Origin of the sequence: Pseudomonas sp. BNK-7 (genome assembly GCF_048072025.1) — a bacterium.
GTDB classification, from domain to species: Bacteria; Pseudomonadota; Gammaproteobacteria; order Pseudomonadales; family Pseudomonadaceae; genus Aquipseudomonas; species Aquipseudomonas danubii.
Genome location: NZ_CP182252.1, coordinates 2,675,526 through 2,696,163, shown reverse-complemented (window position 1 = coordinate 2,696,163; position 20,638 = coordinate 2,675,526). Strand labels below are relative to the sequence as shown.

Sequence of the window (20,638 nt, the reverse complement as noted above, 5' to 3'; positions counted from 1 at the left end):
CGAAAGCACTTTTTTATCCGCAGAGTTTTCACTGGCTTTATCTGGTCCCCGGACCAGCGGGCAGCTACAGTAGAGCCTTTGTCGAATAAGGCTTTGTGCATGAATTTATTGCGCCCTACCCTGCTGACGCTCGCTTGCCTGCTCGCCTCACCGGGCTTCGCCGACGACCTGCCGTCACTTGGTGACGCCAGTTCATCCATTGTCTCTCCACAACAGGAACACCAGCTGGGCCGTGCCTGGCTGGCGTTGCTACGCAGCCAGGTCTCGCAACTCAACGACCCGCAACTCAAGGACTATGTCGAAACCAGCGTCTACAAACTGGTGGAAACCAGCCAGGTCAACGACCGCCGCCTGGAGTTCATCCTGATCAACAGCCCGCAGCTCAACGCCTTCGCCGCCCCCGGCGGGATTGTCGGGGTCAACGGTGGCCTGTTTCTCAATGCCCAGACCGAGGGAGAGTACGCCTCGGTGATGGCTCACGAACTGGCGCACCTTTCCCAACGCCACTTTGCCCGCGGGGTTGAAGCTCAGCAGCGCATGCAGGTGCCAATGATGGCCGCCTTGCTGGCCGGGATCGTGATCGCTGCCGCCGGCGCCGGGGATGCGGGGATCGCCACCATCGCCGGCACCCAGGCCGCGGCCATCCAGGAACAGCGGCGCTTTTCCCGGCAAAACGAACAGGAAGCCGACCGCATCGGCATTCTCAATCTGGAGAAAGCCGGCTACGACCCACGCTCGATGCCTACCATGTTCGAACGTTTGATGCGCCAATACCGCTTCGATGCCAAGCCTCCGGAATTCCTCCTGACGCACCCGGTCACCGAATCGCGAATCGCCGACACTCGTAACCGCGCAGAACAGGCCAAACTCGGAGGCACCGAGGACAGCCTGCGCTATCAACTGATCCGTGCGCGGGTGCAGTTGAATTACGAAGAATCTCCAGGCCTGGCCGCCAAGCGCTTTCGCGCCCAGCTCGATGAAAACCCGAAGAACGACATTGCCCGTTACGGTCTGGCCATCGCCCAGATCAAGGGCAGCCAGTGGAACGAGGCTCGGGAAAACCTCAAGCCGCTGCTGGCCAAATCCCCCAATGATGTCACCTACAACCTGGCTCAGATCGAATTGGACATGGCCAACAACCGCCTGCCGGATGCGCAAGCTCGTGTGGAGCGGATGCTCAACCTGTACCCGGGCAACTACCCGCTGAATCAGATCCGAGTGGACCTGCTGCTCAAGCAGAACCGCCCCGCGGATGCGGAAAAGGCCCTGGAAGGCTTGCTGAAAAGCCGTCCGGACGATCCGGATGTCTGGTATCTGGTGGCGGAAACCCGCGGTCTGTCGGGCAATATCATTGGCCTGCACCAGGCCCGGGCCGAGTACTTCGCCCTGGTCGGCGACTACCGCCAAGCCATTCAGCAACTGGACTTCGCCAAACGGCGGGCCGGCAGCAACTTCCCACTGTCGTCGAGAATCGACGCTCGTCAGCGGGAGATGATGGACCAGGAGCAGATGGTCAAAGACATGATGCGCTGATGTTTCCAGGCGCCATAAAAAAGCCCGCCTCTTACGAGGCGGGCTTTTTACTGCGCGAGCACGGCGTCAGACGTATTACTCGGCCAGTTTGAAGGTAATGAAACTGGCTCGCCCCTGACGCAGTACACGCATGGACACCGAACGGTTCTTCGGCAGCGCCTTGGCGATTTCGGTGAACTCCTTGGCGGTGGTAATCGCCTGGTTGTTCAGGTGGGTGATCACGTCGCCCGGCTGCAGGCCGATCAACGCCGCTGGGCCATCCTGGACTTCCTTGATGACTACGCCACCCTTGAGGTCAAAAGCCTTTCTCTGCTCATCATTGAGCTCTACAACGGCTACGCCGAGACGGTTACTGCTGCGCTCGACGCCGGACTTGGGCAGCATGCTCAGATCCTTGTCTTCTTCAGGAATGGCGCCCACGGTGAGCTCGACATTCTTGCGCTTGCCTTCACGAATCACTTCCAGGTTGGCCTTGGCTCCGGCCTTCAGTGCCCCGACCAGATGCGGCAGGTCCGCCGACATGACAATAGGTTGACCATTGAGGCTGAGAATCACGTCCCCCACTTGCAGGCCGCCCTTGGCCGCTGGGCCTCCGTCCTGAACCTGCGCGACCAGTGCACCGGCAGGTTTTTCCAGACCAAAGGATTCTGCCAGGTCTTTATTGACCTCCTGAATCACTACGCCCAGCCAGCCACGACTGACCTTGCCACCGGTTTTCAGCTGATTGGAAACGTCCATGGCCACGTCGATAGGGATCGCGAAGGACACCCCCATGAAGCCACCGGAACGGGTGTAGATCTGCGAGTTGATGCCCACCACTTCACCCGCCAGGTTGAACAGCGGGCCACCGGAGTTACCCGGGTTGATCGGCACGTCGGTCTGAATGAAGGGAACGTAGTTTTCATTTGGAAGACTGCGACCAATGGCACTGACGATGCCCTGGGTCACGGTGTGGTCGAAACCAAATGGCGAACCGATGGCCACGACCCATTGCCCGGCTTTCAGGTCCTGGGATTTACCCAGCTTCAGCACAGGCAGGTCCTTGCCATCGATCTTCAACAGTGCCACGTCGGAACGCGGATCGGTGCCTATCAGCTTGGCTTTCAATTCACTGCGGTCGGCCAGACGCACGAGAATCTCGTCCGCATCGGCGATCACGTGATTGTTGGTGAGGATGTAGCCATCCGGGGAAATGATGAAACCCGAGCCCAGGGACTGGGCTTCACGCTGGCGGTCCCCTCGCGGAGAGCGCTGCTGAGGCATGCCACGCTCGAAGAACTCCCGCAACATTGGCGGCAGGCCTTCCAGTTCGGGCATCTGTGCCGAGTTGGAAAAACGCCGATCAGGCAGCTTCTGCGTTGTACTGATATTCACCACAGCAGGCGAGGCCTGCTCGACCAGTTGGGTGAAATCAGGCAACTCGGCTGCCTGGGCAGACACGGCCTGCCCCAGCACCAGCACGGTGGCAAGAATGGTGAAGTAAGACTTCAAGCGTGGTATCGACATACGGCTCCCGTTACGACGAGCGTGGTTAAGCGATATGGAGCAAGTCGCACCGAAAATGCAGGGGCGGTACTTTTGCTCCAGGAACGACAAATAAGGTCAGAACCGAGGGGTTCTGACCTATAAAAAAACTTTGGGGATTTTGCAAATGAAATTGCTCACCAAACATTTCATCTTCTCAATTGTGGAGTAGGCATTACCGACCTCTTACACAACCAACAAAGGATCATTGCTTGGCGGTGGCATCGGAACGCATCGACAGCGCAATACGTTCAGCAGTGCCAATGGGGATTTCCCCGACCACGGTGACCATCATTTCGCCTTCAGGCGTGGTCAAGCGACGTGATACGGCAACAGTCGGACCAAGCTGGGTGCGGGTATCGGTAACCGTCGCCCCGTTGAGTGGTTCGAGGAACACCGAGAACCGCGCCAAACCGTCGTCATACAGTAAGCTGTTGACCAGGGTCTTGGTTTGCGGATCCTTGCGGGCGGAGCTACTGGTCAGCTCGAAACCTGGAGGTAGCCAGTCGGAATGCCAGGTTTGCGCAGTCTTGATGGCCGAAGCCTTGTCGCTATCCAGGCTCACGGGTTTGCAGTCAGCCCCAGCTTGCAACTCGGCATCTTCAGGAACATCTGCAGTATCCAGACGAGTGAACTGGAAGCGCTCCAATAGTTGTCCCTTGTCGTTCAACAACAGGGATTTGAGCGGCAGGCCGGTTTCCCGATCCAGATGCAACTCAAAGCCATAACGATGTTGATCTCTGGGCGTAACCGAAACGATGACTGCCTGACGCCCAGCCACGCGTGACTTGCCGATAACGGCAAGGTCATACCAATTCTTGAGCTTTTGCGGATCCAGCGCACGGGTCGCAGAGTCCGGAGCATCGCCCAACCCTGCCATCAACGTACCGCTGACGCACTGGGTGCGACCATCGACACGCACCACCTCTTGAGCAGATCCATCGAGCTGAACCAAACGCTCACGGACCTCTCCACCCTGGACGCGATGCCAGATGTTATGGGTAGAAAAACTACCGTTACGCTCGTAAACGAAAGTGCCCTGAAAGCTTTGCTGCTGTTCCGCTTGCCCAAGACGCTGCAACCAGCCCTGGGCTTCATCGGCGTGGGCTGGAACCACAAACCAGCCACTAAGCAGAAGCGAGAGTAGAGGTATGGCGCGCATGATCCTCCTTAGCGGTTTTCCAAGCTTGCCGCACGGGCATAAGGCAGTGCGCTTTCAGTGCCTTTGAGTGCAGCTTGTTGAGCATGCTGACGCAGGTAGCTTGGCAGACGCTGATCGTGCCAGCCTGGCTGCCCTTGCAATACGCCATTAGCCATGGGGCCAGTGGCTTCCGAGCTTTCATTGTAGCCGGCCAGTACAGCAGGGCCCTTAATTTGTGGAGTCGCCAGGGTAGGTTGAGCGGCTTGCTGAGCCAGTTCAACGCCTGCGATCTCATCTTGGTTGTACAGCCGCACACCGGCCAGTACCGCCACAGTCACCGATGCAGCTACCGCCAGACGGCCCAGACTGCGCCAAGGTCCACGGGACGCTTTGGCTGGTACGGCCTCATCAGCCAGAGCTGCCGAAACAGCAGCGGCGATGTCCAGACGTGGAAGCAGCAACTCCTTGTGCATAGCTGCCCGGGCGATTTGATAACGAGCCCAAGTCTCACGGGTTTCTACTTCGTCGACGGCATTCAACACCCGACGCAATTCCAGTTCGTCCGCTTCGTTATCCATCACCGCGGACAGCGATTCCTGCAGGGCTTCACGACTCATGGCGGTTCCTCTCTTGGCTGTCGCCGCTGTCTCAGGTTTCCTGCAACAACGGCTGCAGGGCTTTATCGATGGCTTCCCGAGCGCGGAAAATCCGGGAGCGCACGGTACCCACCGGACACTGCATGACGCTGGCAATGTCCTCGTAACTCAGACCATCGAATTCACGTAAAGTTAAGGCTGTACGCAAATCTTCAGGTAGTTGCTGAATGGTTCGATGGACGGTGCCTTCGATCTCATCCCGCAGCAATGCACGTTCCGGCGATTCGAGATCCTTCAGGCCATGATCGCCGTCATAGAACTCCGCATCCTCAGAACTGACATCGCTATCCGGCGGCCGGCGGCCGCGTGAAACCAGATAGTTTTTCGCCGTGTTGATGGCGATACGGTACAGCCACGTATAGAACGCGCTGTCCCCCCGAAAATTACCTAGTGCACGGTAAGCCTTGATAAAGGCTTCTTGTGCGACATCCTGGGCTTCATGGGTGTCGTGCACGAAACGCACGATCAACCCGAGAATTTTGTGCTGGTATTTCAGCACGAGCAGATCGAACGCTCGCTTGTCGCCACGCTGAACGCGCTCGACCAGCTGCTGATCCTCTTCCTGGGTTAGCATGAACACTCCTCGATAAACTCGGAGGAGGCTTGCATCACTAATCGATCAGGCTTGCAAACATAGACTCGGGCTTTTCGCAAAAGTTCTCCCCCTCCAAGCAAGTTTCCTGCGGGCTCTGATCCGGCACGCACGAAAAACGCAGCGCGGGCAAGGCCGGCTGCGCGAATAATCCTGTCGTCGATTTCTGTCACCAAGGGACAGATTGCAAACCCTGGCCAGAACCGACGCTGTCCCTTCTTTCAGGCAACCTTCTATTGAGTTTGGGGCCTTGGCAAAAGTTCCCAATCTTTATAGCTGCGCCGAACGAAGATTGTGTAACGGTGAAGAGAAAAACAGCCCTACTTCTTCGATCAACCCGCGCGGAAGCTTGAACGCCGCGAGTAGAGGCTGGTCGAGAGCAACGCTTTTGCTCAGCGAAGTCGCACAACGCCATGAAGGCGCGACTATTGTGCCGATCCCCCCCTCTATATACTAGTGGGCTGTGTGGCTGCTTTGACTCGCCGATTCAGGCGTCTGGCGCCAACCCCATATTGGGTCGCTTTGAGCGGAATCCTTCAAATGAGCCAACAGTTTCAACACGATGTTCTGGTGATTGGCAGCGGCGCTGCAGGCTTGAGTCTGGCCCTGACACTGCCCCGCCACTTGCGTATCGCCGTCCTGAGCAAAGGCGATCTGGCCAACGGTTCGACCTACTGGGCCCAAGGCGGCGTCGCTGCCGTTCTGGACGATACCGATACCGTCGAATCCCATGTCGATGACACCCTCAACGCCGGTGGCGGCCTGTGCCACGAAGATGCCGTGCGATTTACCGTGGAACACAGCCGCGAGGCCATCCAGTGGTTGATCGACCAGGGGGTTCCCTTTACCCGCGATGAAGACGCCAGCAGCGATGACAATGGCTTCGAGTTCCACCTGACCCGTGAAGGCGGTCACAGCCACCGACGGATCATCCATGCCGCAGACGCCACTGGCGCAGCCATTTTCAAGACACTGCTGGCCCAGGCCCGACAGCACCCCAATATCGAACTGCTGGAGCAGCGGGTTGCCGTTGACCTGATCACCGAAAAACGCCTGGGCCTGGAAGGTGATCGCTGCCTGGGCGCCTACGTACTCAACCGCGGCACGGGTGAAGTGGACACCTTCGGCGCCCGCTTCGTGATCCTCGCCTCCGGCGGTGCAGCCAAGGTCTACCTCTATACCAGCAACCCCGACAGTGCCTGTGGCGATGGCATCGCCATGGCGTGGCGCTCGGGTTGCCGGGTGGCCAACCTGGAGTTCAACCAGTTCCACCCCACCTGCCTGTATCACCCACTGGCCAAGAGCTTCCTGATCACCGAGGCCCTACGCGGTGAAGGTGCCCACCTCAAGCTGCCCAACGGCGAACGCTTCATGCAGCGCTTCGACCCTCGGGCCGAACTGGCTCCCCGGGACATCGTCGCCCGGGCCATTGACCATGAAATGAAGCGCCTGGGGATCGACTGCGTCTACCTGGATATCAGCCACAAACCGGAAGCCTTCATCAAGACCCACTTCCCCACCGTGTATGAGCGCTGCCTGGAATTTTCCATCGATATCACCCGGCAGCCGATCCCAGTGGTGCCGGCCGCCCACTACACCTGCGGCGGCGTAATGGTCGATCAACAGGGGCGCACCGATGTGCCAGGCCTGTATGCCATTGGCGAAACCAGTTTCACTGGCCTCCACGGAGCCAACCGCATGGCCAGCAACTCGTTGCTAGAGTGTTTCGTCTACGCCCGCTCGGCAGCGGCCGACATTCTTCAGCAGTTGCCTCAGATCTCGATTCCCATCGCCCTGCCGGCCTGGGATGCCAGCCAGGTCACCGACTCTGACGAAGACGTGATCATTGCGCACAACTGGGACGAACTGCGGCGATTCATGTGGGACTACGTCGGTATCGTGCGGACCAACAAACGCCTGCAACGGGCTCAACACCGGGTTCGCCTGCTACTGGACGAAATCGACGAGTTCTACAGCAACTACAAGGTCAGCCGTGACTTGATCGAGTTGCGCAACCTGGCCCAGGTGGCCGAATTGATGATTCTCTCGGCCATGGAGCGCAAGGAAAGCCGCGGCCTGCACTACACCCTCGACTATCCGCAGCTGCTGCCTGAAGCTCGCGACACTATTCTGCTGCCGCCCACCTACGCCGGCCGAACTTGAGCCGCACCCGCAGACGCCGATGCTCATCGGCGGTCTGCGCATCCCTCGGCACACAAAGGGAGCGCACCCAGCGCTCGCCCTGCAGACGGAAGCGCAATACCACGATCAGCGGCAATGCCAGGCTGTCAGGCCGCAACTGCACCACCTGCCAACCCGTGGCCGGACTCCACAGCTGCCAGCCCTCTGATGAATGCCGCAAGCGGCTGAATGCTCGGGAATGGGTCAACAAAATCTGTCGAGGCAGCACCCAGCCGCCGTGCAACTGGCACAGCAGGATGCCCAGCACCTTGGCCAAAGACGGGATATTCAGTAGGAAAATGGCAACCAGAGCGAATGCCTGGGCCAGCAGGTAAGCCGCCAGCAGTTGCCGTGAAGCACGCCAGCGGCACTCGAACAGCCTACTTGGGCTGGACACGGTCCAGAATCATGCGAACCATGCGCTGCAGCTCAGGATCCTCGGACTCGCTGCGTTCCATGAACCAGCCGAACATGTCCTGATCCTCACACTCCAGCAACTTGCGGTAGCACTCGCGATCGGTCTCATTGAGATGCGGGTACACCTCCCTGACGAACGGCACCAGCAATACGTCCAGCTCAAGCATGCCGCGACGGCTGTGCCAGTAGAGGCGATTCAGTTCAACATCTTCAACCATGGAGCGCTCCTCAAATAGAGCGCAAGTATACAGCCCGGGGAACACGAGAACAGTCGGCTTTGGTCGGTCACCACCTGTCCTTTGTGAACTATCCATTTCAGGGGCGCCCCCTTATGATGTGCCCCAGACTTTTTACCCTGCGATGAACCATGGCTGACTCCGCTTTTTTCTGCCCCCTGTCCCACGAAGGCGTCCTCGCCGTCCGCGGCCCTGATGCCAGCAAATTCCTTCAGGGTCAGTTGACCTGCAACCTCAATTACCTCAGCGACAGCCAGTCCAGCCTGGGCGCCCGTTGCAACCAGAAAGGCCGCATGCAGTCCAGTTTCCGTATCCTCCTGGAAGGTGACGGCTGCCTGCTGGCCATGGCCAGCGAACTGCTTGAGCCGCAACTGGCGGACCTGAAGAAATACGCAGTCTTCTCCAAGGCCAAGCTCACCGATGAAAGCGCCAACTGGGCGCGCTTCGGCCTCAGCCATGCCGACTCCAGCCTGAGCGGCCTGGGCCTTGAACTGCCCCAGGAAGACGGCGCCGTAGTCCGCGCCGACGGTCTGATTGCGGTGCGCGCCTCAAGCCACCGCGTCGAACTCTGGGTCCCGGCAGAACGCGCCGAGAGCCTGGGTCAGCAACTGGCTGCGCAACTGCCCCAGGGCGAGCTCAATCAGTGGCTGCTGGGCCAGATCCGCGCGGGCCTCGGCCAGGTCATGGCGCAGACCCGTGAACTGTTCATTCCGCAGATGCTCAACCTCCAGGCCGTGGGCGGCGTCAGCTTCAAGAAAGGCTGCTACACCGGTCAGGAAATCGTCGCCCGCATGCAATACCTGGGCAAGCTCAAGCGTCGCCTCTACCGACTTGCATTGCCCAGCGGCGAACTCCCCATTCCAGGCACCCCGCTGTTCTCCCCGACCCACAACAGCTCCATCGGTGAAGTGGTCCTGGCCGCCCAGGCACAAGACCAGGTGGAACTGCTGGCCGTGTTGCAGGCCGAAGCGGCAGAAGATGGCAACCTGCACCTGGGCGCACTCGAAGGGCCCGGTCTGCAATTGCTGGACCTGCCGTACCAGCTGGACCGCGATCGCGAAATCCAGCGCTGACCGACTCCCCCTTTCCTGCAACACCCTAGAGAACTGAAATGACTGAGCTGGCGCAAAAGGTCCAACAGGATTTGGTGGAGGCCATCGACAACGATGACCTGGTTCTGCCAACCCTACCGGAGGTGGCCATGCAGATTCGCCGGGCCGCCGAAGACCCGGAAATCAGCGTCAGCACCCTGAGCAAAGTGATAGGCCGCGACACCGCGTTGTCGGCGCGACTGATCAAGGTGGTCAACAGCCCACTGTTGCGGGCGGCCCAGGAAGTCACCGACCTGCATACCGCCATCACCCGCCTGGGAGTCAACTACAGCAGCAACCTGGCCATCGGCCTGGTGATGGAGCAGATCTTCAATGCCCGCTCCGAGGTGGTTGCACAGAAAATGCACGATGTGTGGCGCCGCAGCCTGGAAGTGGCCGGAGTCAGCTATGCCCTGTGCCGCCGCTACACCCAGCTCAAGCCCGACCAGGCAGCGCTCGGCGGACTGGTACACCAGATCGGCGTGCTGCCGATCCTGACCTACGCCGAAGACCACTACGAACTGCTTTCCGACCCGGTCAGCCTCAATCACGTGATCGAACGCATTCACCCGTTGCTGGGGGACAAGCTGCTACGGGTCTGGGAGTTCCCCGAGCAACTGGTGGAGATCCCCGGGCACTACCTGGAATTCAACCGCCAGACCAGCGGGATCGACTACGTCGACCTGGTCCAGGTGGCGACCCTGTACTGCCACAAAGACACAGATCACTCCCTCTCGCGCATTGACGCCTTCAGCGTGCCGGCGTTCAAGAAGCTGGGGATCGACCCGGAAAACCAGGCCATGTGCAGCGAGCTGCAAGAATCCCGCTCAATGCTCTACTGATCCTGACCCCGCGATAAAACTCACCCGCACTTTGAGCCCCGAAGGCAGGCCATCGTGCAGGCTAATCTGTGCCAGATGGGCGCGACAGATTTCCCCCACGATCGCCAGCCCCAACCCCGAACCGGCCACCTGCTGATTACGCCGGTAAAAACGTTCGAAGACCCGGTCGCGATCCTCCAGGGGAATACCCGGCCCGTCGTCCTCCACCTCCAGCACCCCCGGCGCCGATACCCGCAGCACCACATTGCCGCCCGACGGCGTGTGGGCCAGGGCGTTGTCCACCAGGTTGCTCAGCAGTTCATTGAGCAGGGTTGGCTCGCCCTTGAGCCACACCGGCTCGTCGGCTTCCAGGGCCAGGGCCACCCCCCTGGCATGGGCCAGAGGCGCCATGGCCATGCCCAGTTCCCGGGCCAACTGGCTGAGATCGAGCAACTGTGCGCCGCCCTCGGCGATCGCCCGGGCGCCATTTTCCACCCGGGCCAGGGACAGCAACTGATTGGCCAGGTGGGTCAAGCGATCGGTGCCCTGGGCCGCGCTTTCCAAGGTCGTACGCCAAGTGTCCGGCTCGCTGGAACGCAGCCCCAGCTCCAGACGGGCCTTGAGTGCCGCCAGCGGTGTTCGCAACTCATGGGCGGCCTCGGCAATAAACTGTGCCTGGCGCTCGAACTGCCCCCGCAGGCGTTCGGTGAAATGGTTCAAGGCCCGCACCAGGGGCCACAACTCACGCTGTACCGAAACCAGCGGCAGCGGCCGCAAGTCATCGGGCTGGCGCTCCTCCACCGCACCGCGCAAACGTTCCAGCGGACGCAAGGCGGCACTCACCGCAAACCACACCAGCAGCAACGCCCCCATGGCCAGCATTCCCAGGCGCAGCAAGGTGTCGGCCATCAAGCTGCGGGCCATGGCGACACGCGCCTCGTCGGTCTCCGCCACGCGAATTTCCGCCATGCCGTTCATGTTCGGCTCGCTGACCGCCTTGAGCAGGCTCACCACCCGCACGTTCTGGCCCTGATAGGTGGCATCGTAGAAGCGCGCCAGGGCCGGATAGTCATCGGTACGCGGAGTACCCGGCGGCGGACCAGGCAGGTTTTCGTAACCGGAGATCAGTTGCTGGTGAATATCGTTGACCTGGTAATAGATGCGCCCGGCACTGTCGTAGGCAAAGGTGTCCAGGGCCACATAGGGCACATTGGCGCTAAGGCTGCCGTCACGCTGGGACAACCCGGCGGCAATGGTCCGCGCCGAGGCCAGCAGGGTGCGGTCATAGGCGGTGTCGGCGGCCTCACGGCCGTTCCAGTAGGCACTCAAGCCGCTGGCCAGCATCAGCACCACCAGCAGCAGCGCCAGGTTCCACAGCAACCGCCAGCGCAGGCTGCTGGGCCTATGCATCGCGGCTTTCCAACAGATAACCCAAGCCACGGAACGTCACGATGGCCACTGCATGGCCATCGAGCTTCTTGCGCAGACGGTGGACATAAATCTCGATGGCATCCGGGCTGGCCTCCTCATCCAGGCCGAACACCTGGGAGGCCAGTTGCTCCTTGCTCATCACCCGGCCGGGACGGGCAATCAATGCCTCGAGCACGGCCTGCTCGCGGGACGTCAGGGTCAGCAGTTCTTCGCCCAGGGTGAAGCGTCGGGTATCCAGGTCATAGGCCAGCACTCCGCAACGCTGCTGGCGCTCGCCCCCCAGCACGCTACGGCGCAACAGCGCCTTGACCCGGGCTTCGAGCTCGGTCAGTTCGAACGGCTTGGCCAGGTAATCGTCGGCCCCCAGGTTCAGACCGTGGACCCGATCCTTGACGTCACTGCGGGCAGTGAGCATCAGCACCGGCAGGTTCTTGCCCCGGGCCCGCAGGCGCGCCAGCACCTCGAAACCGTCCAGGCGCGGCAGGCCGACATCGAGGATCGCCATGGCGTATTCCTCACTGCCCAGAGCCAGGTCGGCGGCCACGCCATCGTGCAGCACATCCACGGTCAGGCCGGTGCTCTTGAGCGCCTGGGCGACACTTTCGGCCAGTTGCAGATGGTCTTCGACGAGCAGGACTCGCATGTTTTCTTACCTCGTTCCGGGGGGATCGACGCCGCTCTTTGGCGCGGAGTGTACCGCTGCATTCGCCGCTGTGAAGCCCGAAAACCGTGAAAGTACGTTGAAAGGTTAGCGAAAGGTTGGCCCTTTAGAGTCCGGCTACGGACAGTCTCGACTGCCCTGGCCCTGATGGCCGCTGATACGCAAAACGCCTCGAAGCGTTTTCGTCAAAATAAGAACAATAACGGAGTACCCCTGGATGCCGTCCACGCGCCCTCACGCCGTCACACCTGTATTTTTTTCCCGTCTGACCCCGACTGCCCTGGCCAGCGCCGCGGCCCTCGCCGGTGTCGCGCCCTTAAGCCAGGCCGCCTTCTTCGAAGACAGCAGCGCCACCTTCGAAACCCGCAATATGTATTTCAATCGCGACTTTCGCGACGGCACCAGCGCCCAGCAATCCAAGCGCGATGAATGGGCCCAGGGTTTCATGCTCAACCTGCAGTCGGGCTACACCGAAGGCACCGTGGGTTTCGGCCTGGACGCCCTGGGCATGCTCGGGGTCAAGCTCGATTCCAGCCCCGACCGCACCGGCACCGGCCTGCTGCCGACCCACGATGACGGACGCGCCGCCGACCAGTACTCCAAGCTCGGCCTGACCGGCAAAGTGAAGATCTCCGCCACCGAACTGAAAATCGGCAGCCTGATCCCCGAGCTACCGATCCTCAAGCCCAACGACGGGCGCATCCTGCCGCAGACCTTCGAAGGCGGCCTGCTGACCTCCAAGGAAATCAAGAACCTGACCTTCACCGGCGGGCGCCTGGACAAGGCCAAGGACCGCGACGACAGCAACTACGAGGACATCCGCCTCAACAACAAGAACAGCCGCTTCGCCGGCACCGTGGCCGGCAAGCACTTCAATTTCGGCGGCCTGGACTACAAGTTCACCGACAAGATCACCGGCAGCTACCACTTCGCCCAACTGGACGATGTCTACAACCAGCACTTCCTCGGCCTGGTAGCGTCCCAGCCCATGGGACCGGGCACCTTCGGCACCGACCTGCGCCTGGCCATCAGCGACGACCAGGGCCAGGCCCGGGGCGGCAAGATCGACAACAAATCCCTCAACGGCCTGGTGAGCTATGCCCTGAACGGACATAAACTCAGCGCCGGCTACCAGCACATGTCCGGCGACAGCGCCTTCCCCTATGTCGATGGCAGCGACCCGTACCTGGTGAACTTCGTGCAGATCAACGACTTCGCCGGCGCCGAGGAACGCTCCTGGCAGGCCCGCTATGACTACGACTTCGCCAAGCTGGGGATTCCCGGCCTGAGCTTCATGACCCGCTACCTCAGCGGCGACAACATCGCCCTGAAAAACGGCGACACCGGCAAAGAGTGGGAACGCAACACCGAGGTCAAATACGTGGTGCAAAGCGGCACCTTCAAGGACGTCGCCGTGCGCCTGCGCAACGCCACCTACCGTTCCAACTATTCGGCACGCGATGCCGATGAAGTGCGCCTGCTGGTGAGCTACAGCGTGGCCCTGTGGTAAGCCACCCGTATCACGCTGCGTCGTAGGAGCTGGCTTGCCAGCTCCTGCGGAAAAAGGGTCGGGGATGACCCGGACATACCGATAACAACAACTCCTGTGGAGACGTTCATGGACCTTTCACTGCGCAAACTAGCCCTCGCCGCCGGCTGCATGCTGTTCGCCGGCCAACTGCTGGCCGCGACCGCCGAGCCCAAACGCCCGGAATGCATCGCCCCGGCCTCCCCCGGCGGCGGTTTCGACCTGACCTGCAAGCTGGCGCAAAGCGCCCTGGTCAACGAAAAACTCCTCACCAAGCCGATGCGCGTCACCTACATGCCTGGCGGTGTCGGTGCCGTGGCCTACAACGCCGTGGTGGCCCAGCGTCCCGCCGACGCCGGAACCCTGGTGGCCTGGTCCAGCGGCTCGCTGCTGAACCTGGCCCAGGGCAAGTTCGGCCGTTTCGATGAAAGCGCGGTGCGCTGGCTGGCAGCGGTCGGCACCAGCTACGGCGCTATCGCGGTGAAAAGCGACTCGCCCTACAAGACCCTCGACGATCTGGTCCAAGCCCTGAAGAAAGATCCAAGCAAAGTGGTGATAGGTTCCGGCGGCACCGTAGGCAGCCAGGACTGGATGCAGACCGCACTGATCGCCAAGGCCGCCGGGATCAACCCCCGGGACCTGCGCTACGTCGCCCTGGAAGGCGGCGGTGAAATCGCCACCGCCCTGCTGGGCGGACACATCCAGGTGGGCAGCACCGACATCTCCGACTCCATGCCCCATATCCAGGCCGGCGACATGCGCCTGCTGGCGGTGTTCTCCGAACAGCGTCTGGACGAGCCGGAAATGAAAGACATCCCCACCGCCAAGGAGCAGGGCTACGACATCGTCTGGCCGGTGGTACGCGGTTTCTACCTCGGGCCGAAAGTCACCGACGAGGAATACGCCTGGTGGAAAAATGCCTTCGACCAGCTCCTGGCCTCCGAAGAGTTCGCCAAGCTGCGTGACCAGCGCGAGCTGTTCCCCTTCGCCCTGACCGGCCCCGAGTTGGACACCTATGTGAAGAAACAGGTGGCCGACTACAAGACCCTGGCCAAAGAGTTCGGCCTGATCCAGTGACCGTCCCTTGCTAAAGGCGCGGCCCTCGCGCATCGAGGGCCGCGCCCAGGAGTTAGCCATGCTCGTTCAACGTCTCTTCGCTGCGGTGTTGCTGCTGGCCTGTGCCGGCCTGGCACTGATGGCCTGGCCGTATCAGGCGGCCTTTTCCTATGAACCCGTGGGCCCGCGGGCCTTCCCTTTGCTGATGCTCGGCCTGATGGGGCTGGCCCTGCTGTACATGCTGTTTCGCCCGACACCCATCAAGCACAGCGAAGATGAACCGCCCCTGGACCGGGAAACCCTGACCAAGATCACGATCTGCGTGACCTTGCTGCTGGTGTTCGCCGGAACCTTCGAACCCCTGGGTTTCATCGTCGCCAGTGTCCTCATCGGCGTACCCATGGCACGGCTCTACGGCGGCCGCTGGCTGCCTAGCCTGGTGATCATCAGCCTGCTCAGTGTCGGCCTCTACTGGTTGTTCGACCGGGTCATGGACGTACCACTGCCCCTCGGCCTGCTCGACGTTCTGGAGAATTGATATGGATACCCTCAGTTATCTGGGCCAGGGCTTCGGCGTTGCACTGACCCCCTACAACCTGGTCACCGCCCTGTCCGGCACCCTGATCGGCACCGTGGTCGGCCTGCTCCCGGGCCTGGGCCCGATCAATGGCGTGGCCCTGTTGATCCCCATTGCCTTCGCCCTAGGCCTGCCGCCGGAGTCGGCGCTGATCCTGTTGGCGGCGGTGTACCTGGGTTGCGAATACGGCGGCCGCATCAGTTCGATCCTGCTGAACATTCCGGGCGAAGCCTCCACCGTGATGACCACCCTGGACGGTTACCCCATGGCCCGCAAAGGCCTGGCGGGCGTAGCCCTGTCACTCTCGGCCTGGAGCTCGTTCATCGGCGCCTTCATCGCCACCTGCGGCATGGTGCTGTTCGCCCCGCTGCTGGCCAAATGGGCGATCGCCTTCGGCCCGGCGGAATACTTCGTGCTGATGGTGTTCGCCATCGTCTGCCTGGGCGGCATGGCCGGCGATCGGCCGCTTAAGACCTTCATTGCGGCGCTGATCGGCCTGTTCCTGTCGGCGGTGGGCATCGACGCCAACAGCGGCGTGTACCGCTTCACCGGGGACAACATCCACCTCACCGACGGCATCCAGTTCGTGGTGCTGGTGCTGGGCCTGTTCTCTATCAGCGAGATTCTGTTGCTGCTGGAGAAGACCCATCGCGGCCAGGAAGCGGTGAAAGCCACCGGACGCATGATGTTCAACTTCAAGGAAGCGGCCTCGGTGTTCGTGGTGAACATCCGCTGCGGCCTGCTGGGCTTCATCATGGGCGTACTGCCCGGTGCCGGCGCGACCCTGGCCAGCGCCGTGGCCTACATGACCGAGAAACGCATCGCCGGCGCCAGCGGCACCTTCGGCGAAGGCGACAAGCGCGGCCTGGCCGCCCCGGAAACCGCCATCGGCGCCTCGGCCTGCGGTGCCCTGGTGCCGATGCTGACCCTCGGCGTTCCCGGCTCCGGCACCACGGCGGTGATGATCGGCGCCCTGTCGCTGTACAACATCACGCCCGGCCCACTGCTGTTTCAGCAGCAGCCGGACATTGTCTGGGGCCTGATCGCCTCGCTGTTCGTCGCCAACATCATGCTGGTGATCCTCAACATCCCGATGATCCGCCTCTTCACCCGCATCCTCGCCGTGCCGAATTGGGCCCTGGTGCCGGTGATCGCGATCATTACCGGGATTGGCGTCTACGCGGTGCACGCCACCACCTTCGACCTGTTCCTGATGGTGGGTATCGGCATCTTCGGCTACATCCTGCGCAAGCTGGACTTCCCGCTGTCGCCAGTGCTGCTGGGCTTCATCCTCGGCGGCTTGATGGAGCAGAACCTGCGCCGGGCGCTGTCGATCTCCAATGGCGCGATGGAGATCCTCTGGTCGAGCCCGATCACGGTCGGGGTCTGGGTGTTGACCCTCCTCATGCTGTTCATGCCGCTGCTGCGCATCTGGCGCAAGCGTTCGGCCCAGCAACGTGCCGTGGCCGATGTCTGAAGCCCGCTTCAGACAATGGTGGGGCACGCCCCTGGTGGGACTGGCTGGCGGTTATCTCGCCAGCCAGATCGGCTGGCCATTGCCCTGGATGGTCGGCTCGTTGCTGGCGATCATCCTGGTGCGTTGCCTGACGCCCTGGCAATTGGCGGAAATCCCCGGCGGCCGCAAATGCGGGCAATGGGTGGTCGGCATCGGCATTGGCCTGCACTTCACGCCGCAGGTGATGGAACAGGTCATGAGCCACTTTGGCCTGATCTTCTTCGGCGCCCTGGTCACCAGCCTGTCCTGCGTGGTCGGGGTGTGGTTGCTGCGGCGCACCGGAGAAGACCGGGCCACCGCGTTTTTCTCCAGCATGCCCGGCGGCTCCGGGGAGATGGTCAATCTCGGCGCGCGCAATGGAGCGGTGCTCAGCCGCGTGGCGGCTGGGCAGAGCCTGCGGGTGCTGACCGTGGTGCTCTGTGTTCCAGCGGCCTTCAAATATCTGCTGGGGGAAGGCCCCCCCGCCCTGCATGCCACCAGCGTGGACTGGCAGTGGCTGGCCCTGCTGTTTCCCGCGGGCGCGCTGCTGGCCTGGATCTGGCAGCGTCTGCACCAACCCAACCCCTGGCTATTCGGCCCCTTGCTGCTCAGCGCTACGGTGAGCATCGCCTGGGACCTGCACATCGGCCTGCCCGAGGGCGGCAGTCAGGTGGGCCAATGGCTGATCGGCAGCGGCCTGGGCTGTCACTTCAATCGGCAGTTCTTCCGCCGGGCGCCGTCGTTCATGGGACGGACCTTGATCGGCACCGCTCTGAGCATGCTGATCGCCGGCCTTGCGGCCCTGGGCCTGAGTGTGTTGACCCACTTGGATCTACGTTCGCTGACATTGGGCATGATGCCCGGCGGTATAGCGGAAATGAGCCTGACGGCCGAGACCCTGCAACTGTCGGTGCCACTGGTGACCGCCATGCAGGTGATGAGGTTGTTGTTCGTACTGTTTCTCGCCGAGCCCCTGTTCCGCCACTGGAACAAAGGCCCCCTGTAGCCGCTGCCGCGGGCGGCGACAAGGTTCACAGCCTTCACCGCCGCGTCCCTACGGGCCGTTCGCAGCCTGCGGCAGCGGCTACAGATATGCCTTGGTTCAAGTCGCAGGTGGTTTTGCCACCAAGCAGCCCCCCAATCGAGCAATAGTTACAACGGCGGCAAGCGCCACTCGATGGGCGTCTCGCCATTCTGCTCAAGGTATTTGTTGGTGCGACTGAAATGCCCGCAACCGAGGAAGCCGCGGTAGGCCGACAGCGGTGAAGGATGCACCGAGGTCAGTACCAGATGCTTGGTGGCATCGATCAGTTTCTGCTTGCTCTGGGCGTGGGCACCCCACAACAGGAACACCAGGTGCGGCTGGTGCTCGCTGACCACTTCGATGATCCGATCGGTAAAAAACTGCCAGCCCTTGCCCGCATGGGATGCCGCGTTGGCCCGCTCCACGGTCATGGTGGTGTTGAGCATCAGCACGCCCTGGTCGGCCCAGCTTTGCAGGTAGCCGTGGTTGGGAATGTCGATGTTGAGGTCACGCTTGAGCTCTTTATAGATGTTCACCAGCGAGGGCGGCGCGGGCACCCCGGGCTGTACCGAGAAGCACAAGCCATGGGCCTGGCCCGGTCCGTGGTACGGGTCCTGGCCGAGGATCACCACCTTGACCTTGTCCAGCGGCGTTGAGTTCAAGGCATTGAAGATCATCGGACCCGGCGGATAGATTTCCTTGCCGGCGGCATGTTCCTGGCGCAGGAATTCGCGAAGTTCGCTCATGTAGGGCTGCTCGAATTCGGCACGCAGCGCTTCCTTCCAGCTCGGTTCGAGTTTGATACGATCGTCAGCAGTCATGGCCATGCCCGTGAAAAAAACAATGGCCGCACCCTAGGAAAGCCGACTTCGCTTGTCAATTGATCTGACACGGAACCTGCACTTTCCCTACCAGCGATCATACTGAGCGCTTCTATTTCCCCTCGAGGTCACGATGAACCTGCACGTCGAAGAACTCACCGGCACCGATGGCGCACGCATCGCCATTGCCACCCTGGACGCGGAAAAATCCCTGAATGCCCTGTCGCTGCCCATGATCCAGCAGTTGAGCGAGCGTCTCGATGCTTGGGCCAAGGACCCGCAAGTGGTCTGTGTGCTGCTGCGGGGTAACGGCGCCAAGGCTTTCTGTGCCGGCGGCGAGGTACGCAGCCTGGCCCAGGCTTGCCTCGATCACCCTGGCGAAGTACCGGCCTTGGCCGGGCATTTCTTTGCAGCGGAATACCGTCTCGACTATCGCTTGCACACCTATCCCAAACCCTTGATCTGCTGGGGCCACGGTTATGTGCTGGGCGGTGGCATGGGTCTGCTGCAAGGTGCCGGGATTCGTATCGTCACCCCCAGCAGTCGCCTGGCAATGCCGGAAATCAGCATCGGCCTGTATCCCGACGTCGGCGCCAGCTGGTTCCTCTCGCGCATGCCCGGCAAACTCGGCTTGTTCCTGGGGTTGACCGGCGCCCACATGAATGGCCGCGATGCCCTGGACCTGAACCTCGCCGACCGCTTCCTGCTGGACGAACAACAGGAAGCACTGATCGAGGGGCTGTTGCAGTTGAACTGGCAGGAACAGACGCCAAGGCAACTCAACAGCTTGCTCAAGGCCTTGCAGCAGGAAGCCTCGGCTCAACTGCCCGAAGCCCAATGGCTGCCGCGTCGGCAGCAGATCGACACCTGGCTGGACGTCAGTGACGTGGCCTGTGCCTGGCGTGCCATCAGCCAGTTGCAGAACCACAGCGATGCCCTCTACAGCCGAGCGGCCAAGACGCTGGTCGAGGGCTGCCCGCTGACCGCGCACCTGGTATGGGAGCAGATCCACCGTGCTCGCTACCTTTCCCTGGCCGAGGTATTCCAGATGGAATACACCCTGAGCCTGAACTGCTGCCGGCACCCGGAATTCGCCGAAGGGGTGCGCGCCCGCCTGATCGACAAGGATCATCAGCCCCATTGGCATTGGTCGGATATCAACAGCGTGCCCGAGGCGGTGGTGCAAGCGCATTTCCACAAGGCCTGGGAAGGCCGTCATCCCCTGGCGGACCTGACGGATTACTAAAAAGCCTGCAGCCGCCGACAGCGGCTACAGGCTTTTGGCCCACTCGGGATCAATGGCCGCGACCGCCTCGCCCATGGTCGCCCCGGTCACGATCGCCTCGGCCACGATCACCACGTCCGCCGTGACCGCCCCATTCCCGATGGCCACCGTTGTTGCCCCAATTGTTGTTGCCCCAGTTACTGTGGCGATCGTGCCCGCCCCAGCCCTGGTTCGGATACGGCCGGTACACCGCCCGGGGTGGCTGGTAGTAGCGCGGAGCCGGTTGGTAGTAACGCGGAGCCGACTGGTAATAACGGGGTGCCGGCTGGTAGTAACGCGGTGCGTAGTAACTGCGGCCAGTGGAGTAATAGGAAGAACCACCACCGTAGTAATAGGCAGGCGAGGGAGAACTGTAGACTTCGGAGCTGTAATAGCTTGAACCTCCACCGTAATAAGGGACGCACGCGCTAAGACTCAAACCCAGTAATGCAACAAGCAGAAGTCGACGATACATGGCGGCCTCCTGGACCGCGAAGAAGCCACACCAGCGACGCTGGCAGGCGGCAGTCGACAACAGGCCGACTGACGAAATATCTGACCGCGAAAACCCCTTCTGGTGCGATTTTGG

At 61.6% G+C, this 20,638-nt stretch carries 20 protein-coding genes; 10 read left to right on the top strand and 10 right to left on the bottom strand.

The features are described from left to right. Positions 1 to 99 precede the first annotated feature (99 nt). The gene (locus ACMGF8_RS12585) at positions 100 to 1,533 is read left to right on the top strand and encodes a M48 family metalloprotease (protein WP_102861602.1); all 1,434 of its coding nucleotides are present in this window, start codon (positions 100 to 102) and stop codon (positions 1,531 to 1,533) included. A gap of 75 nt (positions 1,534 to 1,608) precedes the next feature. Here the strand turns inward: ACMGF8_RS12585 and ACMGF8_RS12580 are convergent, their stop codons facing one another. From ACMGF8_RS12580 to rpoE, 4 genes are all read right to left on the bottom strand, one after another. Continuing rightward, entirely contained in the window at positions 1,609 to 3,039 is a 1,431-nt protein-coding gene (locus ACMGF8_RS12580; RefSeq protein WP_102861601.1) for a DegQ family serine endoprotease, read from the bottom strand. Positions 3,040 to 3,262: 223 nt separating this feature from the next. Beyond that, positions 3,263 to 4,219 (bottom strand): MucB/RseB C-terminal domain-containing protein, encoded by a 957-nt coding sequence (locus ACMGF8_RS12575; protein ID WP_102861600.1) that lies wholly within the window; start codon positions 4,217 to 4,219, stop codon positions 3,263 to 3,265. Positions 4,220 to 4,227: 8 nt separating this feature from the next. Continuing rightward, positions 4,228 to 4,815 carry a sigma-E factor negative regulatory protein gene (locus ACMGF8_RS12570; RefSeq protein WP_102861599.1) on the bottom strand — a complete coding sequence of 196 codons (588 nt, stop codon included), beginning with the start codon at positions 4,813 to 4,815 and terminating at the stop codon, positions 4,228 to 4,230. 31 nt (positions 4,816 to 4,846) lie between these two features. Continuing rightward, the gene (rpoE, locus tag ACMGF8_RS12565; protein WP_007930230.1) at positions 4,847 to 5,428 is read right to left on the bottom strand and encodes an RNA polymerase sigma factor RpoE; all 582 of its coding nucleotides are present in this window, start codon (positions 5,426 to 5,428) and stop codon (positions 4,847 to 4,849) included. Positions 5,429 to 5,986: 558 nt separating this feature from the next. On the opposite strand from rpoE, the gene nadB reads away from it, so the two are divergent. Beyond that, complete coding sequence (gene nadB, locus ACMGF8_RS12560) at positions 5,987 to 7,609, top strand: L-aspartate oxidase (RefSeq protein ID WP_102861598.1); 1,623 nt, start codon at positions 5,987 to 5,989, stop codon at positions 7,607 to 7,609. On the opposite strand, the gene ACMGF8_RS12555 is transcribed toward nadB, so the two are convergent. Together ACMGF8_RS12555 and ACMGF8_RS12550 are read right to left on the bottom strand one after the other, a co-directional pair. Continuing rightward, positions 7,572 to 8,024, bottom strand: coding sequence for a protein YgfX (locus ACMGF8_RS12555; RefSeq protein ID WP_102861597.1), 453 nt, complete (start codon positions 8,022 to 8,024; stop codon positions 7,572 to 7,574). The genes nadB and ACMGF8_RS12555 overlap by 38 nt on opposite strands. Continuing rightward, complete coding sequence (locus ACMGF8_RS12550; protein WP_011059785.1) at positions 8,008 to 8,262, bottom strand: succinate dehydrogenase assembly factor 2; 255 nt, start codon at positions 8,260 to 8,262, stop codon at positions 8,008 to 8,010. The genes ACMGF8_RS12555 and ACMGF8_RS12550 overlap by 17 nt, the downstream gene beginning before the upstream one ends. 149 nt (positions 8,263 to 8,411) lie before the next feature. Here ACMGF8_RS12550 and ACMGF8_RS12545 point away from each other — a divergent pair, with 149 nt between their 5' ends. Then, entirely contained in the window at positions 8,412 to 9,353 is a 942-nt protein-coding gene (locus ACMGF8_RS12545) for a YgfZ/GcvT domain-containing protein (RefSeq protein ID WP_102861596.1), read from the top strand. 38 nt (positions 9,354 to 9,391) lie between these two features. Further along, a complete protein-coding gene (locus ACMGF8_RS12540; RefSeq protein WP_102861595.1) occupies positions 9,392 to 10,213 on the top strand; it encodes an HDOD domain-containing protein in 822 nt (273 codons plus the stop codon). Here ACMGF8_RS12540 and ACMGF8_RS12535 read toward each other — a convergent pair. Both ACMGF8_RS12535 and ACMGF8_RS12530 read right to left on the bottom strand, forming a co-directional pair. After that, on the bottom strand, positions 10,199 to 11,602 hold the full coding sequence (locus tag ACMGF8_RS12535; RefSeq protein ID WP_102861594.1) for a sensor histidine kinase: 1,404 nt from the start codon (positions 11,600 to 11,602) through the stop codon (positions 10,199 to 10,201). The two genes, ACMGF8_RS12540 and ACMGF8_RS12535, sit on opposite strands and share 15 nt — an antisense overlap. Next, entirely contained in the window at positions 11,595 to 12,266 is a 672-nt protein-coding gene (locus tag ACMGF8_RS12530; RefSeq protein ID WP_102861593.1) for a response regulator, read from the bottom strand. The genes ACMGF8_RS12535 and ACMGF8_RS12530 overlap by 8 nt, the downstream gene beginning before the upstream one ends. Before the next feature lie 235 nt (positions 12,267 to 12,501). On the opposite strand from ACMGF8_RS12530, the gene ACMGF8_RS12525 reads away from it, so the two are divergent. The 5 genes from ACMGF8_RS12525 (at position 12,502) to ACMGF8_RS12505 (ending at position 17,946) form a co-directional block, all read left to right on the top strand. Beyond that, positions 12,502 to 13,794: an OprD family porin gene (locus ACMGF8_RS12525; protein ID WP_102861592.1), complete on the top strand. Its 1,293-nt coding sequence runs from the start codon at positions 12,502 to 12,504 to the stop codon at positions 13,792 to 13,794. A 108-nt stretch (positions 13,795 to 13,902) separates the two neighbouring features. Further along, a complete protein-coding gene (locus ACMGF8_RS12520) occupies positions 13,903 to 14,889 on the top strand; it encodes a Bug family tripartite tricarboxylate transporter substrate binding protein (RefSeq protein WP_102861591.1) in 987 nt (328 codons plus the stop codon). Between the two features lie 58 nt (positions 14,890 to 14,947). Then, positions 14,948 to 15,406, top strand: a complete 459-nt coding sequence (locus ACMGF8_RS12515) for a tripartite tricarboxylate transporter TctB family protein (protein WP_102861590.1) — start codon at positions 14,948 to 14,950, stop codon at positions 15,404 to 15,406. Between the two features lies 1 nt (position 15,407). Next, positions 15,408 to 16,922 (top strand): tripartite tricarboxylate transporter permease, encoded by a 1,515-nt coding sequence (locus tag ACMGF8_RS12510; RefSeq protein ID WP_102861589.1) that lies wholly within the window; start codon positions 15,408 to 15,410, stop codon positions 16,920 to 16,922. After that, positions 16,915 to 17,946: an AbrB family transcriptional regulator gene (locus ACMGF8_RS12505; RefSeq protein WP_416759800.1), complete on the top strand. Its 1,032-nt coding sequence runs from the start codon at positions 16,915 to 16,917 to the stop codon at positions 17,944 to 17,946. Before ACMGF8_RS12510 ends, ACMGF8_RS12505 begins: the two co-directional genes overlap by 8 nt. Positions 17,947 to 18,092: 146 nt before the next feature. On the opposite strand, the gene ung is transcribed toward ACMGF8_RS12505, so the two are convergent. Then, positions 18,093 to 18,785 (bottom strand): uracil-DNA glycosylase, encoded by a 693-nt coding sequence (gene ung, locus ACMGF8_RS12500; RefSeq protein ID WP_102861587.1) that lies wholly within the window; start codon positions 18,783 to 18,785, stop codon positions 18,093 to 18,095. 133 nt (positions 18,786 to 18,918) lie between these two features. On the opposite strand from ung, the gene ACMGF8_RS12495 reads away from it, so the two are divergent. Beyond that, positions 18,919 to 20,031, top strand: a complete 1,113-nt coding sequence (locus ACMGF8_RS12495) for an enoyl-CoA hydratase/isomerase family protein (RefSeq protein WP_115581788.1) — start codon at positions 18,919 to 18,921, stop codon at positions 20,029 to 20,031. A 49-nt stretch (positions 20,032 to 20,080) separates the two neighbouring features. Here ACMGF8_RS12495 and ACMGF8_RS12490 read toward each other — a convergent pair whose 3' ends face one another. Then, positions 20,081 to 20,524 carry a hypothetical protein gene (locus tag ACMGF8_RS12490; protein ID WP_115581787.1) on the bottom strand — a complete coding sequence of 148 codons (444 nt, stop codon included), beginning with the start codon at positions 20,522 to 20,524 and terminating at the stop codon, positions 20,081 to 20,083. Positions 20,525 to 20,638: the final 114 nt, after the last annotated feature.

Bases quoted from the DNA above. Each gene is read 5' to 3' on its own strand.
- rpoE (WP_007930230.1), bottom strand. From the start codon at position 5,428: ATGCTAACCCAGGAAGAGGATCAGCAGCTGGTCGAGCGCGTTCAGCGT.
- ACMGF8_RS12580 (WP_102861601.1), bottom strand. From the start codon at position 3,039: ATGTCGATACCACGCTTGAAGTCTTACTTCACCATTCTTGCCACCGTG.
- ACMGF8_RS12540 (WP_102861595.1), top strand. From the start codon at position 9,392: ATGACTGAGCTGGCGCAAAAGGTCCAACAGGATTTGGTGGAGGCCATC.
- ACMGF8_RS12550 (WP_011059785.1), bottom strand. From the start codon at position 8,262: ATGGTTGAAGATGTTGAACTGAATCGCCTCTACTGGCACAGCCGTCGC.
- ACMGF8_RS12520 (WP_102861591.1), top strand. From the start codon at position 13,903: ATGGACCTTTCACTGCGCAAACTAGCCCTCGCCGCCGGCTGCATGCTG.
- ACMGF8_RS12495 (WP_115581788.1), top strand. From the start codon at position 18,919: ATGAACCTGCACGTCGAAGAACTCACCGGCACCGATGGCGCACGCATC.
- ACMGF8_RS12515 (WP_102861590.1), top strand. From the start codon at position 14,948: ATGCTCGTTCAACGTCTCTTCGCTGCGGTGTTGCTGCTGGCCTGTGCC.
- ACMGF8_RS12575 (WP_102861600.1), bottom strand. From the start codon at position 4,219: ATGCGCGCCATACCTCTACTCTCGCTTCTGCTTAGTGGCTGGTTTGTG.
- ACMGF8_RS12535 (WP_102861594.1), bottom strand. From the start codon at position 11,602: ATGCATAGGCCCAGCAGCCTGCGCTGGCGGTTGCTGTGGAACCTGGCG.
- ACMGF8_RS12585 (WP_102861602.1), top strand. From the start codon at position 100: ATGAATTTATTGCGCCCTACCCTGCTGACGCTCGCTTGCCTGCTCGCC.
- ACMGF8_RS12510 (WP_102861589.1), top strand. From the start codon at position 15,408: ATGGATACCCTCAGTTATCTGGGCCAGGGCTTCGGCGTTGCACTGACC.
- ACMGF8_RS12505 (WP_416759800.1), top strand. From the start codon at position 16,915: ATGTCTGAAGCCCGCTTCAGACAATGGTGGGGCACGCCCCTGGTGGGA.
- ACMGF8_RS12490 (WP_115581787.1), bottom strand. From the start codon at position 20,524: ATGTATCGTCGACTTCTGCTTGTTGCATTACTGGGTTTGAGTCTTAGC.
- ung (WP_102861587.1), bottom strand. From the start codon at position 18,785: ATGACTGCTGACGATCGTATCAAACTCGAACCGAGCTGGAAGGAAGCG.
- ACMGF8_RS12545 (WP_102861596.1), top strand. From the start codon at position 8,412: ATGGCTGACTCCGCTTTTTTCTGCCCCCTGTCCCACGAAGGCGTCCTC.
- nadB (WP_102861598.1), top strand. From the start codon at position 5,987: ATGAGCCAACAGTTTCAACACGATGTTCTGGTGATTGGCAGCGGCGCT.
- ACMGF8_RS12530 (WP_102861593.1), bottom strand. From the start codon at position 12,266: ATGCGAGTCCTGCTCGTCGAAGACCATCTGCAACTGGCCGAAAGTGTC.
- ACMGF8_RS12570 (WP_102861599.1), bottom strand. From the start codon at position 4,815: ATGAGTCGTGAAGCCCTGCAGGAATCGCTGTCCGCGGTGATGGATAAC.
- ACMGF8_RS12525 (WP_102861592.1), top strand. From the start codon at position 12,502: ATGCCGTCCACGCGCCCTCACGCCGTCACACCTGTATTTTTTTCCCGT.